14 protein-coding genes are annotated in these 13,470 nt (G+C 42.3%); 4 read left to right on the top strand and 10 right to left on the bottom strand.

What is annotated here, in order from left to right; translation table 11 throughout:
• Nucleotides 1-43: 43 nt before the first annotated feature.
• Nucleotides 44-499, bottom strand: a complete 456-nt coding sequence (locus RE474_RS05315) for a hypothetical protein (RefSeq protein WP_309311936.1) — start codon at nucleotides 497-499, stop codon at nucleotides 44-46.
• A gap of 211 nt (nucleotides 500-710) precedes the next feature.
• Here RE474_RS05315 and RE474_RS05310 point away from each other — a divergent pair, with 211 nt between their 5' ends.
• Nucleotides 711-1,460 carry a proteasome assembly chaperone family protein gene (locus tag RE474_RS05310; protein ID WP_309311935.1) on the top strand — a complete coding sequence of 250 codons (750 nt, stop codon included), beginning with the start codon at nucleotides 711-713 and terminating at the stop codon, nucleotides 1,458-1,460.
• Between the two features lie 4 nt (nucleotides 1,461-1,464).
• Nucleotides 1,465-1,854, top strand: coding sequence for a DUF473 domain-containing protein (locus tag RE474_RS05305; RefSeq protein ID WP_309311934.1), 390 nt, complete (start codon nucleotides 1,465-1,467; stop codon nucleotides 1,852-1,854).
• Between the two features lie 42 nt (nucleotides 1,855-1,896).
• Here the strand turns inward: RE474_RS05305 and RE474_RS05300 are convergent, their stop codons facing one another.
• The 5 genes from RE474_RS05300 to RE474_RS05280 all read right to left on the bottom strand — a co-directional run bounded on the left by RE474_RS05300 (nucleotide 1,897) and on the right by RE474_RS05280 (nucleotide 5,992).
• Nucleotides 1,897-2,559: a DUF169 domain-containing protein gene (locus tag RE474_RS05300; RefSeq protein WP_309311933.1), complete on the bottom strand. Its 663-nt coding sequence runs from the start codon at nucleotides 2,557-2,559 to the stop codon at nucleotides 1,897-1,899.
• 4 nt (nucleotides 2,560-2,563) lie between these two features.
• On the bottom strand, nucleotides 2,564-3,262 hold the full coding sequence (locus RE474_RS05295) for an endonuclease V (protein ID WP_309311932.1): 699 nt from the start codon (nucleotides 3,260-3,262) through the stop codon (nucleotides 2,564-2,566).
• Nucleotides 3,255-4,874 (bottom strand): O-phosphoserine--tRNA ligase, encoded by a 1,620-nt coding sequence (gene sepS / locus RE474_RS05290; protein WP_309311931.1) that lies wholly within the window; start codon nucleotides 4,872-4,874, stop codon nucleotides 3,255-3,257. Before sepS ends, RE474_RS05295 begins: the two co-directional genes overlap by 8 nt.
• Nucleotides 4,875-4,946: 72 nt before the next feature.
• Nucleotides 4,947-5,585, bottom strand: a complete 639-nt coding sequence (locus RE474_RS05285; protein ID WP_309311930.1) for a haloacid dehalogenase — start codon at nucleotides 5,583-5,585, stop codon at nucleotides 4,947-4,949.
• A 140-nt stretch (nucleotides 5,586-5,725) separates the two neighbouring features.
• Nucleotides 5,726-5,992 carry a stationary phase-response protein gene (locus RE474_RS05280; protein WP_309311929.1) on the bottom strand — a complete coding sequence of 89 codons (267 nt, stop codon included), beginning with the start codon at nucleotides 5,990-5,992 and terminating at the stop codon, nucleotides 5,726-5,728.
• Nucleotides 5,993-6,109: 117 nt separating this feature from the next.
• Here RE474_RS05280 and RE474_RS05275 point away from each other — a divergent pair, with 117 nt between their 5' ends.
• Nucleotides 6,110-6,577, top strand: coding sequence for an Sjogren's syndrome/scleroderma autoantigen 1 family protein (locus RE474_RS05275; RefSeq protein ID WP_309311928.1), 468 nt, complete (start codon nucleotides 6,110-6,112; stop codon nucleotides 6,575-6,577).
• Between the two features lie 62 nt (nucleotides 6,578-6,639).
• Here RE474_RS05275 and RE474_RS05270 read toward each other — a convergent pair whose 3' ends face one another.
• The 4 genes from RE474_RS05270 to RE474_RS05255 all read right to left on the bottom strand — a co-directional run bounded on the left by RE474_RS05270 (nucleotide 6,640) and on the right by RE474_RS05255 (nucleotide 12,893).
• Nucleotides 6,640-8,931, bottom strand: a complete 2,292-nt coding sequence (locus RE474_RS05270) for a DEAD/DEAH box helicase (RefSeq protein WP_309311927.1) — start codon at nucleotides 8,929-8,931, stop codon at nucleotides 6,640-6,642.
• A gap of 170 nt (nucleotides 8,932-9,101) precedes the next feature.
• A complete protein-coding gene (glyS, locus tag RE474_RS05265) occupies nucleotides 9,102-10,856 on the bottom strand; it encodes a glycine--tRNA ligase (RefSeq protein ID WP_309311926.1) in 1,755 nt (584 codons plus the stop codon).
• Between the two features lie 678 nt (nucleotides 10,857-11,534).
• Entirely contained in the window at nucleotides 11,535-12,326 is a 792-nt protein-coding gene (locus tag RE474_RS05260) for a 2-amino-3,7-dideoxy-D-threo-hept-6-ulosonate synthase (protein ID WP_309311925.1), read from the bottom strand.
• A gap of 54 nt (nucleotides 12,327-12,380) precedes the next feature.
• Entirely contained in the window at nucleotides 12,381-12,893 is a 513-nt protein-coding gene (locus tag RE474_RS05255; protein WP_309311924.1) for a deoxyuridine 5'-triphosphate nucleotidohydrolase, read from the bottom strand.
• 236 nt (nucleotides 12,894-13,129) lie between these two features.
• Here RE474_RS05255 and RE474_RS05250 point away from each other — a divergent pair, with 236 nt between their 5' ends.
• Complete coding sequence (locus tag RE474_RS05250; protein ID WP_309311923.1) at nucleotides 13,130-13,342, top strand: hypothetical protein; 213 nt, start codon at nucleotides 13,130-13,132, stop codon at nucleotides 13,340-13,342.
• Nucleotides 13,343-13,470 lie beyond the last annotated feature (128 nt).

Here is a 13,470-nt window from a genome sequence, read left to right as displayed (position 1 = left end):
TTTTTGTTTATTATTCCAAGATTTATTTGATTGCCTTCAAACACTAATTTTTCAGCGAGTTCTTTATCAAAAGGTAATGGATTCTCAAGTTTCCCAAGAGACTTTTTTTATCTCCAAAAATGACAATGTCATTTGAATCTGTCTCTTTTTCCAAATTAACATCATAGGATGGCCACCACTCTTCGAAATTTTCAGGGTGAATGTGTACGTTTCTATATGTTGCTCTGGTATCTTTATCTTGCCTTGCGTCAAAGCCTTCCATAATCTTAGAAACAAAATAATGGGCTGTAATATAGCGTTGTCCTCCAATTGTAGTATGAAAGAAAATATGGCTTCCAGGTAGAACATTTTGCCTAACCATACTACTAAAGTTTCCACCTTCTCCGTAAGTTAATTCATCAAATAATGGATCAGGGTGGTCAATGTGCTTCTTTTTCATTACACTTGGACTCAAATAACGATACAACATATTTTTTCCATTTCCATACTCAATATCCAAACTATGAACCCTCCTATTCAATTTAATAAAATACAAAACCTATGATGAATATGGCTATATTCACAACATTTATTAATACAGTTTAACTGCCTTTAAATCTTACTCATCATGTAACAGTTCAATCAACGCTGGCAAACGATGCTCTTATCTATAAGCTAAATCTTATATTAATATAGGGAGTTTACTAAGTTGGATTTTAAAAGGTGATCGTTTGGCTGAAACAGATTATGAGGACAACAATGTAAAGATCATAACCACAGAGATTCAGACTGAAAATCCTATATTAATAGAGGGTTTTCCGGGAATAGGTTTAGTTGGTAACATTGCCAGTCAGCAGATAATAGACGAACTTAAGATGGAATATGTAGGTTCCATAGATTCCAGGCATTTCCCTCCGATAGCGGTTCTTTACGAAGGACTCATAAACATGCCTGTCAGGATCTACGAAAGCACAGAGCATGGCATGGTAATGGTAGTCTCTGACATTCCGATCAATCCGGTAATTGCATACGATATAAGCAAAGCTCTTCTCTCATGGGCACAGTCCATCAATGTAAAAGAGATCGTATCTCTTGCAGGAATCGCAACCATGAGTGAGGAACACAAAGTATTCGGTGCAGCCACCACCATGGAGATGCTGGATAGGATAAAGGACAAAGTAGAATTATTCCAGATGGGAACCATCTCAGGAATATCCGGCAGCATCATGGGTGAATGTCTCGTGCGTGAAATCCCTGCCATAAGCCTGCTCGGTTCAACCATGAGCCAGAACCCTGATCCAAGGGCAGCAGCAGTGGTGATCGATGTCCTGAATATTCTTTACGACTATAAGATCAACACCGCAGGCCTCATAGAACAGGCAGAGAAGATCGAGATTGAGATGCAGAGACTTGCCGAGGACGTAAGGACAACCGAACAGCCAACAACAGGTGGAAGAAAAGAGTTCCCAATGTACGGGTGATAACATGGAATATATTGCTTTGACAGGAATATCTGAGCGTGTTATCTCAGAACTGAGGCAGAACCGGCTTCTGACAATAGAGATCAGGAGTCCTCACAACTTTCTGGCAGCACTGCACATGAACGTAGGTGATATGTTACTCCTCACCCACACAAGCCCTGATGATCTCACAGGCGGGAACATGGGCATAGTCGCCAAACTGGTCAGGCATCAGGTATCAACACACCGCGTAACGCAGAGCAGTGAGGCCTATTATGAGGAACGTGAAACCACAAGCCTCAGACTTCAGCTCGATCCAAAATGCATTGCTCGTATAAGGAAAGTTCTGAACAACACCATAGGTGAAGTCACAAAAGTAGACGCGGAAGAAATTCCACTCTACAACGCCAGATGATTATACCCAATAGGATCAATAGATTCAATACAAGCCATATAATCAATCAAACGTTGCAGGGATGTTTTTCAGTCCCTCTTCTATTTTTTCCAGCATACTATAAGCAATTCCAATAGGAACTTCCTCATTAGCATAGCCGCTATGTTTTCTGGAACCCTTGCATCCATAGGAAATACCAATCCCATCTTTCAGCACCCTTGCAGTACAATCTCCGCATATGGACGCCGCACCAATTGACCTTGAAGTAATTCCCTCCCCAAAATGAAATGCATATGCCTGTATGATCTTCATAGCACTTTCAGGTTTAAGATAAAGCAAAAGAACATTAAATTTGCCATTATTTTTCCCAAGAGGCTCGATTTTAATTGATCTGTACTCCCTTTCAATCCTCGGAAGCGAATTCACAGCCCTCTGTGCCGTCTCCTCATCCTTATACCTATTGGATTTCAGGTAATAGTCTGCCGGACTGTTCTCACTCACACCAAGTATGAATTTTCCAGGTCTGCATCTCTGGTCTTCTATCAGGAAAGATTTCCCGTTTCGCGCCAGATGTACAAGTTCACAGTAAAGCATCTCTGAAGTCTCACCGTCATCATCACAAAGGGTGATGCACACAGGTTCACCTTCGTCCACAAGCGCTTCAATATTCGGGTATTTTTGATAATTTAGATGATCAGGATAATTTGAATCTTTGCATGGGTTCATAATATCAATTCCTGTCCTTCTGTTCCAGAATCTCTTTCTTAGCTTCTGCCGCATACATATGTGCAAGCCTGGTAGGTTCGGGCAGCTTATATCCTTTCAGGCAGTGTTTCACAATCTCAAGCGAGCTTTCAACAGAAACTTTGTGTCCGGGTGCCACAATAATCGGATTGCTGCGTTTATTGCTTTTCAGAAGCCAGCCAACCTGATTGCCTTCATACATCAGTTTCTGTGATTCTCCAACCTCAACAGGCGTTTCTGAATCGCCGCAAAGTATCTTCTTGGAAACACCAATAGTCGGTATATCCATGGCTGCTCCAAAATAAGTAGCCATTCCTGCCTTGATCGGATGGTTGATGCCGCAGGAATCAAACATAATCATGTCCGGCTTATTTTCAAGTTCCATAAAAACAGATGCAATGGCTTTTCCTTCCCTAAAGTTCAGGTAAGTAGGAATATACGGAAAAGCAACCTTTTGCACGATGTATTTCTTTTCAATGACTTCAAGTGTATTATAGTCCAGAACAGGCATGGCACAGACAATCCTGTCTTCAAAATATGCGCAGTCCACACCTGCAATCCTGTCTATCTTTCCAAAGCCATCTTCAAGACTTAACTTTTCAATGGCTTTGTTCTGGAGGACTCTCAGTTCCTCCAGTGTACGTGAAGATGGGTCGAACCAGTAGTCCAGTTCGTTATTATTCAATAGTTGCCCTCACAGTAGTGAACACAGGTCCACGGATGTCGATCTTCTTCTTGTTGCTTGTGATGAAACGCTGTGCAAGTGGTTCAAGGCGGATGTTGATCTCGGAAGGAACCTTAACGATCCTGACCCTCGTCTCAACTTCGCTTTCACCGTTTGCAATTGCATTTTCAATATCCTTTGCCGCCTGGCATGCAAATGCATCAAGGAATGTGACGCCGGTTCTTGCAGAGTGGTTCTCAAGTACATTCTTCCACTTCTTGTTATCCGGTACTCCAAGGATGTCGTTCTCGTATGCAACGACCTCATTGAATACAGCAGGTCCACAGAGCTTTGTTTCCTCTTCCGGTTCAACAACAGCTACCTTCACTGTCTTTCCGTTGATCGTTCCTTCCCATGCAGGGAATTCGCATGGACTTGGAGTTGAACCATGTTCATTACAGATGGCCACAATAGCCTTTACAATCTCCATGCCTTCTGCGGTCTCAGGAACATTTGCAACTTTGACATTCTTTGCAAGCTCATTGTCGGTCATCTTCCATTCAGAATACTGTGTGATCTGCGGATATGTGAGTGAACGGATGTCAGTTGCATCGTGGAGAATCATAGCAAGTCTTTCCACGCCAAGTCCAAGGTTCATCACCGGATATGGTATATTGTACTGTGAGAGGGCGATAGGAGAGTAAATACCGAAAGTTGCTATCTCTATCCATCCGTCGGAGTACTTTGTGTTAGAACCGACCAGCTTTGGATGGTAAGCAAATACCTCTATCTGAGTGTCAGGTACGTAGTACTTGCTGCGCTTGTCATCCGGCCTAAACATGAACTTCTCGAAACCGAATTGTGAAAGTAATCCCTGTGCCACTGCTTTTCCGTGATCGATGGTCACGTTCTCATCCATGATCACACAGGATGCAGAGTAGTATGTCATAAGACGCGCAGCGTCTTCGTCCTGTTCCCTTCTGAAGCAGCGGTCAATTGAGAAGAAGTTAAAAGGCGGGTTTGCACGCTCGATTATAGATGAAAGACTGATGAACCAGCCGGAGGTCATGTGACTTCTGAGGGTCTTCTTGGTTGCCTGAGGAATAAGTTCCTTGAATTCAGGGAAGACCTGGTCGATCATCTCAACGACAAGTGAGTCTGAGATATTGATGCTGGCTGCGATCTCAGGTACGAGGTCATCTCCCTCGACATCTCCCTTCTTGTATGCGTGAAGGACTTTCCTGATGGTCTCAATGGCTTCATCGTCAACACCACCGAGGATTTCCTTTATCAGGGCAATACGCTCGTCTGAGATACCTACATTCGGACGTGGGAGTCCTGCAAGGTAGAAACACCTGTCAAGGACCGCTAGTGCCTCATGGCTGAACTGTTTGTGAACCTCTCTCTCATCAACAATGAGCGGATTCATCATTTCCTCAAATCCCATTCTAAGGTAAGCATCACGAAGCTTTGAGATTGTATCATATACCGGATGTGGCTTACCGAATTTGATGGTCATGTGTGGATACTGGTCATTCAGCTTAGACTCGCTGATGTACTCTGTACCCTTATTCCATGCAGCGTCAAAATCCTCGCTAGCTGCTTTTTTAATATCATCAGGGTTGAATTTCATGTATATTCCTCGTAATATGTGTAAATATGTGATCTTGAAATTGAAATAAACGGATCAATTAAGGCCAATTGGTTAATTGATTCTGTTCTCAAATTCCTTCATTGCCTTTTCCAGCTTTTGCTGCCTCATGGCATTTGTAAGGTCGCCTCTGGTCTTCTCTATAATTGACCTTGTGACATCTGTCTTATGCCGGAGTCCTTTGGTCATGGCATCAGGATAATCAAACATCATAAGGCAATTGTAAATCTCTTCCATAAGCCCCAGGTATTTTTCACCTTCTTCAGGTCTGTCCTTTCTTATCAAGTCAAGGATGTGCCGTCTGAGTTCCCCGCCAACATCTCCAAGTCCGTTAAGATATGCCACACTGCTGACATTAAGCTCCTGAGGTCCGGGCATTTCTTTGTCTTCACCGTTGAGTATGTTGTATATCACCAGACACTCAACGAATTCCTGTTGCGCATGTTCCAGAAAACCGGAATAGTATATGTCAGGATGATCCGCAAGCAATGTGTTCATTTTCTCTGTCATTTCCATGGCTTCGGATATCAGCTTCTTCGCCCTATCAAAATCCCTGTTATGTATGCTATACATTGCTGTCCTGCAGTTGCGCACAACATCCCTGGAAATTGCCAGACTGCTTTCTCTTGCTTTGTCTTTTTCTTCAAAGCTATCTTTTATGCTGCAGGATATATTGTAGATCATTCCAATCATTTAGTTCATTTACAGCTTGATATAAACAGTTTTTCAAAAGCGCGGATAAAATAGGTGATGCGGTGATATTTAGTAGGAACTACAAGAATCGCAGTTCAAAACTAAAAAAGGTAAAAAAGCGAACAATTAGATTGTTCGTTTTACTCGTCGACCGGAATGGTCTCGAGCTGGCTTGCAACATCCCAGATGAGTGTTCTTGTGTGAACAGGGATGTTAGGGTCGTTGCTGATATCCTCAAGAATGGATATACTTGATGATGTCCTCAAAAAGAGCGGCTCATCACTTTTACTTAATGTTTCCAGAATATCATTTGCAGAACGCCTGATGTTTCTTGGTACTGAATTATCGTTTGCGATATATTCTAACTTTTGCTTGCATTCTTCAATGACTTGATCAAAATTTGACATATAGGATCACCTTGATAACTTTGAAATCAAAATAGGGTTGCTCAATTTATTCCTAAATAATTATATTCTATAAAAAGACTTTCATTGGTATATAGGTTTTGAGAAAAAGGAGATAACATGTCAAATACTGATGATGAAAATGTACAAAAAATATCCCGAATGCTTGAGATTGGCGGAACAATGCTTGCACAACATTGTGGCAACTGTGGTGCCCCTCTCTTCCGGTATCAAGGTAGGGTACTATGCCCTGTCTGTGATGATGTCCGTGACCCTCGTGGAGGCATGCAGCCACAATCTGCTCCGGCAGTCCCACCAAAACAAAAAACAGAAGTTTCTCCAGTAGAAATAAAGGAATCTCCTGTTGCGGCAGTCCCTAAATCCACTCCTTCAATCCCTCCACACGAAGAAACATCTTTAGATCAATCATCTTCAATTCCTGCATCAATTCCCGAACTGGAAACTTTACTGATCAGAAAAATGGTGTCACTTGCAAGTGCAATGCAGGATGAGACAGATGTCCGGAGAATATCCGATTATCTGGATATGATTGAGCGCTGCATGGATATTATGAATAAAATGAACTAACAAAATGATTTGCTATTTTGAAGTGGAAGTTTCCACTTTTACCTTATTTTTATTTTCAATGATTAGCGTTTATACTCGCTGCCAATTATTTCTCTGATCTTAGCCGCAGTCTTAGGCCCGACATTGTTGACTTCAAGCAGTTCCTCATAACTGGCTTTCATCATATTTTCCACAGAGCCGAAATGCTTCAGAAGATTTCTGGCTGCTTTAGGACCGATATCAGATATAGAAGACACAACATATTCCTGTTGTTGCGGCAACATGGCTGCCGCTTTCTTCCCGTGCATGTTCACTTCCCGTTTCTCATCAACCTGTTCTCTCTTTGCGATCTGTTGCAATAGGGCGGCAGTATCTTCCGGGTCGCGCGTATAGAATATTGAAACGCCAAAATCCAGTGATATTGATGACAGGGTTCCATGAATCGCATTTGGACTAATTCCTCTGCAATTAAAGAGGCTTTCACCCTCTATTATGAGTATTGGTTTTTCGTAAGCTCTTGATAGATTGGATATTTGTTCGAACAATTTTTGCTCGATAAGCGAACCAACGAAGTCCTGTGTCTCTTTTCTTTCCACAGCAATGCGGTCACTCAGGATGTAGTCCCCGACTTCCAGTGTCTTCACTATTATTTCTACTCCACTTCTGTCAAGGGAGCGGGCAACAGAACTGCGAATCTCACGCTGGTCTACAGCAATTTTGATACTATCCTTGTTTTCCGGTTTAACATCACTCTTGTCATCGTATTCGAACAATGTTTTCTGGTCATTCCCGTTGCCATCCAGCATGAACTCTTCTTCAATTGAGTTATTTTTCCTTGCCGGCATGGAAGCCTGAAGCTCTCTCATGTTACTCTGCATTTTCCTTTCTTTTGAAAGGCTGCTCCAGTAATATCCTTCATCCCTGGTGCCCTTTGTCACAAGCACGACAACACGACCTTCATGCTTTCTTCCGGTTCGTCCTTTCCTCTGGATACTCCTGATCTCAGAGGGAATCGGTTCGTAAAACAGCACAAGGTCTGTGGATGGGATATCAAGCCCTTCCTCTGCAACCGAGGTTGCCACAAGTACATTGTAATCTCCTGCCTTGAACTGCTCGATGATCTCAACCTGCTGCTTCTGTGTCAGTCCTTTGTCTTTGTATTTGGATGCCTGTCCCACAAACCTCACAGGTCTTATTCCTTCAACTTCAGCGAGTGCATTAGTCAGCATCTCGGCAGTATCACGGTAATTGGCAAAAACAATAACTCTGGAATGCGGCTTGTTCTCAAGCTCATTGAGAACAATATCCTTTACATATTCCAGTTTGGGATGCTCAAGGTCACAGTCTCTCAGGCGGTGAACCGCCTGCCTGATGTAGAGGTCTTCAGCCAGGCGCTTTGATGCCTTGCTTCCGCTTTTAGAACCTGCTTCGTTGTCAAGCCTTTCCATGTACATGCGGAGTGCTTCCAGTCCCTGTGTTTCCGTAATTTCCACAGCATGGCTTACTTTGAGTATCTCTGCAAGTAAGGAAATCGCGCTGTAAACTGAATTATCAGGCATTCCTCCTCTGAGTTCTCCCTGAAGTTTTGCCTGCAAACCAAGCAGGTCTTTTTTAGAAACATATCTCTGGTTGTAAATTGGATAGCCAAGCTCGGTGAGTTTCTTATACCTGTCTTCTAGAACCTTGTTCAACAGGTCTTTGATCTCTTTCATCTCGTCAGGAAGGTTGATGCGCTTCCATTCGATCTCTTTTTTATGAATGTACGGTTTGACATCGCTGTCTGATTCAGTTTTAACAGCAACCGATTCGATGTGAAGTGACTCACAAACTTCTGCTATCTTTTCATCCGAGCTTCCGGGACTTGCAGTTATCCCTAAGCAAAGAGGATTATTTGCAGTTTCAAAATATCTCTCTGCAATGTATGTGTAAGCATAGTTTCCGACTGCACGGTGAGCCTCATCAAATGTAATGTGGGTAACATCCTCAAGGCTTATCCTTTTGGTCAGTATATCATTCTCAATAACCTGAGGTGTGGATATGATAACTTTGCCAGTTTTCCAGAGTTCTGACCTTTTCTCAGGACTAACACTACCTGTGAAAGTGAGGACATCTTCCTCCGGGATGTTCATCACGTTCCTGAAAAAAGATGCATGTTGCTCCACAAGAGGTTTTGTTGGAGAAAGCACCATTACCTTGCCGCCTAATGTCTCAAGGCGGGAAGCCATAACAAGAAGACATACAACGGTCTTTCCAAGTCCGGTTGGCAATACAACAAGTGTGGAAACATCAAGAGCCTTGCCTGCCAGATCAAGCTGATATAGCCTCTGCTCCACAGTGTCTGCTTTTATCAAAGGGTGTTTGATATATTCCGGCATGTTACCATACTTGCATGTTTGAAAATCTTATAATTCTTACAATTTTACATTAAGTATCTGGCTTTGCAATATATATTCTCTTCAGACTTTTAAAGCTGAGCTAAGCAGGGTGAAAGTATTGTTTAATTTCAGAAACGGGAAATGACCTGGAAAAGTAAAAGAAAAAGAGTTTAGAGTGCCTTTCCAGCACTCTCAAAGTCCCTGCCCATATAAATCATTTCATAAACAAGGTCTGCAATTCCGTCAATAGGTGCACGGACCTGCTTCATGCTGTCCCTGTCCCTGATGGTGACGGTGTTGTCTTCCAGTGTGTCATAGTCGATTGTGATGGAGTATGGGGTTCCGATCTCATCGTTTCTTCTGTAACGTCTTCCGATGGTTCCTGAGTCGTCATAGGAAACAAGCAGACCTTTCTGCTTCAACTGAGCCTCTATCTTCCTTGCAGGGTTGATGAGCTCTTCCCTTGTAAGCAGTGGAAGAATTGCGACTTGCACTGGGGCGACTTCTTTCTTGAATCTCAGGACAATCCTTGCTTCTGCTTCTTCGTCCTCAGCTTCTTCCTTGCCGCTGACCATTTCTTCTTCAAATGCATGTTCCATGGTTGAGTAGAATATCCTGTCAATACCATAGGATGGCTCTATAACGTGAGGAATGATATTTTCTCCGCTGATCTTAACAGTTTCCTCTGCAAACTCTACAATATCTCCCGGTACGTTGACTTCCTCACCATCAACAGTAACTGTGATGTTCTCCTGTTCCAGTTCTGCCTGGTTAAGTGCCTTGAGTGCATCCGCAACAGCTTTTGCCTTGCCTTTGAAAAGTGGTCCAAGCTTTCCCATGTTTGGCTTGACAACGAATTGTGTAACCATCTTGGGTTCGCTGTATTCTCTGTAAATTGAGAGTTCGGTCTTGCTCACAGCAGCATGTGCCTTCAGGTCATAGTCTGTCCTGTCTGCAATTCCCACAACTTCAACCCAGTCAAACCTTTCAGTCTGGATCTCGGCATCCCAGCAGTCGATCGCATAGTGTGCCATCTCGTCTTTCTGGTGCTGCCTGAATCTCAGCTTGTCTGCTGTAATTCCAATGCGCTGGAGGAAGTGGTTTGTAAGTCCTATCTGGTAAGCCAGGAACTCGTGGGCAATTGTGCCTTTCTTAACTGCTTCGCCGAGAGTCATTTTCTCAATAACGCCTTTGTGCTGTGCTTCCTCTGAGTAAAGGTTGACAACTGTGTCAGCAAACCTGCTGAAGTTTGCGTGTTTCTTGTCGTTAGGGTCAATGAATATTTCAGCTTCTGCCTGAGTAAATTCCCTGAGCCTGATTACTCCCTGTCTTGGTGAGATCTCGTTACGATATGATTTTCCTATCTGTGTGGCACCGAATGGGAGTTTTTCACGGTAGAACCTTGCAAGTCTTAAGAAATCCACAAACATTCCCTGTGCGGTCTCAGGACGCATGTATCCCTTTCTTCCTGTGCCTGGGCCTATGTTTGTCTTGAACATGAGGTTGAACTCGTAAGCTTCCCCAAGTTCTCCTTCACATTCAGGACATCTGACGTTGTTCTCTATGATTACTTTGTCAAGCTCTTTAACGCTGAGCGCATCAGCACAGTCTACGATTTTGTCTATAAGGTGGTCTGCCCTGAATGCTTCTCCACAGTTCTTACATTCGCAGAGTGGGTCTGAGAAACCGCCAACGTGCCCGGATGCCACGAACACTTCTTCAATTCCGATAGTAGGGGCCTCTATCTCCATGAAACCTTCCTGTACAACGTAGGTCTCTCTCCAGATCTGTTCTATCCTGCGTTTCAGGGTGCTTCCAAGTGGTCCGTAATCGTAAAATCCAGCAGTACCTCCGTAAAGCTCAAAAGAGTTCCACAAAAATCCGCGACGTTTAGCCAGTTCTATTACCTGCTCATATTTATCCATGAATGATCCTCGATAATTTGGGTATATTTATGATTCTTATGAGTTCATCGATATGCCCATTGCATTTAATGGTAACGAAAGCAATTTCAAAACATGTATGTTCACAACATCTCGATTCATGTAGTAATATCCCATTTTTATTCTCGCAGATATTATATGTATGTTCATACATGGTATAATTGAGCAAGGTCGAATCTCAATCAAATCATATCGTACCACCATCTAAATATGATTCAATTGGTCATTTCAACACTGGCCTTGCTCTTCTTATTCACTTTTTTGGTAGTAGTTTCTTGACTTTCAATGATATTTCTCTCCATATATCTCCGTAATTATTATATATGCCGGAGTATATTATATGTTTGAGCAAGGTTGAATCTCAATCAAATCATATCGTACCACCATCTTAAATATGATTCTATTTGTCATTTCAACACTGACCTTGCTCTTACGATCCATTTTTTTGATATTGATTTTTACTTATCAATGTTGTTTTTTGTTAAAATGATACCAGTCCTTTATCTCCATAGCTATTTTCAATTAGCTTCACATTGTGTAAGGGTGCACAAGTCAAAAAAGAATGCATTTGTGAATATTGAACAAAAACCCCCTTGTTTCCACTGGAGTATAAAATATATACTATAAATAATAAAAAAATACTAAAAACAAAAAGTGCTCTTATAATTTGAGCACTTCTTCTGGTGTCATTCCACCATGTACGATCTTGGAGATGTCAGATACCAGTTTTGTAGGATCATCTGACTGGAAAACGTTCCTTCCAATAGCTACCCCTTTTCCACCGGCCTGGAGTGAATCGTAGATCATTTCCAGAAGCTGCTGTTCGGTGTCCATTCTTGGACCACCTGCGATTACAACCGGTACAGGACATCCGTTGACTACTTCCTTGAATGTGTCAATTTCACCGGTGTAGTTTGTCTTGACGATGTCTGCTCCAAGTTCTGCTCCGATCCTTGCTGCATGCTTTACATATTCAACATCATGCTCGGAGGTTACCTTTGGTCCTCTTGGGTACATCATTGCAAGAAGTGGCATTCCCCACTCATCACACTGACGGGCAACATATCCCATATCCTGAAGCATTTCCGCTTCATCGTCAGCGCCAACGTTTACGTGGATTGATACCGCATCTGCACCGACTTTGATAGCTTCTTCAATTGATGTGACAATGACCTTATGGTTTGGGTCAGGTCCAAGAGAAGTTGAAGCTGAGAGGTGTATAATAAGTCCTATATCTCTTCCGTATCCACGGTGTCCATGTTTAGGAAGTCCCATGTGTCCGAGAACTGCGTTTGCCCCGCCATCTGCAACTTTGTTCACTGCAGCAGGCAGGTCAATAATTCCTTTTATAGGCCCTGCACCTACACCATGGTCCATTGGAATGATGATTGCATTCTTTGTATTTCGATCGAAGATCCTTTCCATCCTGACAGATTTGCCTATTTCACTCATGCTTGCGTGATTGCTTTAATTATAGATAATCCTAACGTAGATTGTGTCACTATGTCACAGATTCTCATGTTGGTACTTTCCGTTGTATCCTTCTGCAAGCTCGCTGTGCAGGTCAAAAAATATTAGTTGCATTACACGTGCATTTCTTTTCAGCCTGAACCCGTGAGGATTGTAAACAACCAGCATGGATTCACTTCTGCCTCTATATCCAGAATCCCATACGGCAGTCCCGATATTCGCTCCACATCTGAGTAAGGTTGATCTTGGTCTTGCAATAGCAGCTCTGTCAAGTGGAATATTGACTATCTCGTTGAATGTTATCTTGTAGACCCCGGGTTTAAGGTATGCCCAGTCTCTCTCATCGAATTCTATCGGTTCAGTTGCTGGTGTTTCTCTTTCACTGTTGTCAAAGTCAACTGCACCGGAACTGGTGTATGTTTCAATACCTTTGAGGGTTAGCTCAACGCTGTTTGGTTGTAACTGTGTCTCTGTATCGATCATATTCTCAACAAGCGGTGTTTCGCTGTTTATCAAATCCCTTAGTTCATTTCTGGATAATAGGGCCATGGTTTTAGGTTTGCATTATGGGATATATTGTTTTGTGTAGTATCCGTCATGTCTGTAAACATAACTAATTGTATATGGCTATATTTGTAAACCAAACAGTTTATATGTATTAGTAACATTTATGCATGTGGTGAGTTTGAGAATGTTTTCATACTCCCACTTCCCTGGATACAGGGGGTTGGATGTGGAAGCCTGTATAAAATACATAAAATATGTTATTAGAAGGAGTGAATGATGTGAGTAGCACGGATCTAGTAAAGAATGGAAGCAGACCTGAAATGTTGTTTAGAGTAAGTTTAAGCCCTGATGGGACATCTTACCAGAAAGAGATCTCTCTTGTTTTCCCTAAGTATGCAAGTGCAGATCTTCCTCATTATAAAGAGGAATCTATTTCTCCTGCCAACATCACTAATGATGAATGTCAGTGGCACTTCCAGATAGAGGATTAATTTTAAGATCCTCTCTATTTTTTGAATTGTTTTTTGTGTTTATTTTTCCTGTGTTCTTGTTGTTTCTATCAGATGCGCTTGTATTAATTTGGATAAAATACTTTTATTTATCATGACTTGCAAATAAT

It is taken from the genome of Methanolobus sediminis (assembly GCF_031312595.1).
Classification (GTDB): Archaea; Halobacteriota; Methanosarcinia; order Methanosarcinales; family Methanosarcinaceae; genus Methanolobus; species Methanolobus sediminis.
This window is presented reverse-complemented; position numbering and strand designations above follow the sequence as displayed.

What these genes read in the sequence shown, in the direction of transcription:
- RE474_RS05305 (WP_309311934.1), top strand. Translation starts at nt 1,465, where the DNA reads ATGGAATATATTGCTTTGACAGGAATATCTGAGCGTGTTATCTCAGAA.
- RE474_RS05300 (WP_309311933.1), bottom strand. Translation starts at nt 2,559, where the DNA reads ATGAACCCATGCAAAGATTCAAATTATCCTGATCATCTAAATTATCAA.
- sepS (WP_309311931.1), bottom strand. Translation starts at nt 4,874, where the DNA reads ATGAAATTCAACCCTGATGATATTAAAAAAGCAGCTAGCGAGGATTTT.
- RE474_RS05285 (WP_309311930.1), bottom strand. Translation starts at nt 5,585, where the DNA reads ATGATTGGAATGATCTACAATATATCCTGCAGCATAAAAGATAGCTTT.
- RE474_RS05280 (WP_309311929.1), bottom strand. Translation starts at nt 5,992, where the DNA reads ATGTCAAATTTTGATCAAGTCATTGAAGAATGCAAGCAAAAGTTAGAA.
- RE474_RS05275 (WP_309311928.1), top strand. Translation starts at nt 6,110, where the DNA reads ATGTCAAATACTGATGATGAAAATGTACAAAAAATATCCCGAATGCTT.
- RE474_RS05270 (WP_309311927.1), bottom strand. Translation starts at nt 8,931, where the DNA reads ATGCCGGAATATATCAAACACCCTTTGATAAAAGCAGACACTGTGGAG.
- glyS (WP_309311926.1), bottom strand. Translation starts at nt 10,856, where the DNA reads ATGGATAAATATGAGCAGGTAATAGAACTGGCTAAACGTCGCGGATTT.
- RE474_RS05260 (WP_309311925.1), bottom strand. Translation starts at nt 12,326, where the DNA reads ATGAGTGAAATAGGCAAATCTGTCAGGATGGAAAGGATCTTCGATCGA.
- RE474_RS05255 (WP_309311924.1), bottom strand. Translation starts at nt 12,893, where the DNA reads ATGGCCCTATTATCCAGAAATGAACTAAGGGATTTGATAAACAGCGAA.